General features: G+C 75.5%; 1 protein-coding gene. It reads left to right on the forward strand.

Going from position 1 to position 1,585, the window contains the following annotated elements; genetic code table 11:
• Nucleotides 1-1,585, forward strand: a 1,585-nt coding sequence (locus SACPADRAFT_RS24780) for an acyltransferase domain-containing protein (RefSeq protein WP_007027551.1), incomplete at both ends; no start/stop codon positions are given.

Consider the following 1,585-nt stretch of genomic DNA (forward strand, 5'->3'; position numbering starts at 1 on the left):
CCCGAGGTCGTCGCCGGGACCGCGGTCGCGGGCGGCACCGCGTTCGTGTTCACCGGTCAGGGCTCGCAGCGGCCCGGCATGGGCACCGCGCTGGCGGCCGCGTTCCCCGAGTTCGAGGCGGCCTGGCGCGAGGTGCTCGCGTTGCTGCCCGAGCCGGTGCGGGAGGTCGTGGTCAGCGGCGACCCGCGCATCGACGAGACCGAGTACGCCCAGCCCGCCATCTTCGCGTTCGAGGTGGCACTGGCCCGCCTGTTCGCCTCGTGGGGCGTCACCCCGGACGTGGTCATCGGGCACTCCGTCGGCGAGATCGCCGCCGCGCACGTGGCCGGCATCTTCACGCTGGAGGACGCCACCCGGCTCGTCGTCGACCGTGGCGCCCGCATGGGCGCGGTGACCACGCGGGGCGCGATGGCGGCCGTCGCGGTGGCCGAGTCGGACATCGTGCTGCCCGACGGCGTCGAGATCGGCGCGGTCAACGCCGCCGACTCGGTCGTCGTCTCCGGTGACGCGGACGCCGTGCGGGCGAGGGTGGACGAGTACCGGAAACGGGGTGTGCAGGCGGCGCTGCTGAAGGTCAGTCACGCCTTCCACTCCGCGCACATGGACGAGGTCCTCGCCGGGTTCGCCGACCTCGTCGCCACCATCGCCCGTCACCCGCGCACGGTCGACTTCGTCGCGGTCGCGGGCGAGGCCGACCCCGAGGACGCCGCGTACTGGGTCGCCAACGTCCGGGACACGGTGCGGTTCGCCGACGGTGTGCGGCGGCTCGGTGCGGTCCGCGCGGTCGAGATCGGCCCGGATGCCGCGCTGACCCCGCTGGTCGACGGGTGCGTGCCCGCGCAGAAGAAGGACCGGGACGAGCAGCGCTCCGTCCTGGAGGCGCTGGCCCGCCTGCACGTCACCGGGCAGGCCGTCGACTGGGCCACCGTGCATGCCGGGGCGCGCAGGGTCGATCTCCCCACCTACGCGTTCCAGCGCAGGCGTTTCTGGCTCGACGCGCCTGCGAAGTCCACACCGGACACCCTTCGGTACCGCGTCACCTGGTCGCCGACCGTCCTCGACCGGACCGCCGGGTTCCCCGCGGGCACCTACGCGTGGGACACCGCCGTGGCGGGCGTCGAGACGGTCTCCGACCTTCCGGCCGGGTCGACGATTCTTTTCCGGCCCGCCACGGCGGAGGAGGCGCTGGAGCGCGTCCAGCGGGCGGCGGGGCACGACGTGCGGCTCTGGTGCCTGGTCGACGGCCCCGACGCCGCCGCCATCGCCGCGCTCGGCCGGGTCGCCGCGCTGGAGCACCCTGACCTGTGGGGCGGGGTGATCGAGCTGCGCGGCGGCGACCTCGACCACGTCCGTGCCGTCGTCGCGGGAGCCGAGGACGCCGTCCGGCTCCAGGAGTCGGGCCCCCACCTGCGCAGGCTCACCCCCGTTCCGGCCCGCCGTGGTGATGCCTGGACGCCGGCCGGGCCGGTCCTGATCACCGGCGGCACCGGGGGCATCGGCTCCCACGTCGCGCACTGGGCTGTCGGCCGGGGCGCCACCGACCTCGTCCTCGTCAGCCGCCGCGGCCCCGACGCCCCAGGCGCCG

Source organism: Saccharomonospora iraqiensis subsp. paurometabolica YIM 90007 (assembly GCF_000231035.2).
GTDB lineage: Bacteria > Actinomycetota > Actinomycetes > Mycobacteriales > Pseudonocardiaceae > Saccharomonospora > Saccharomonospora paurometabolica.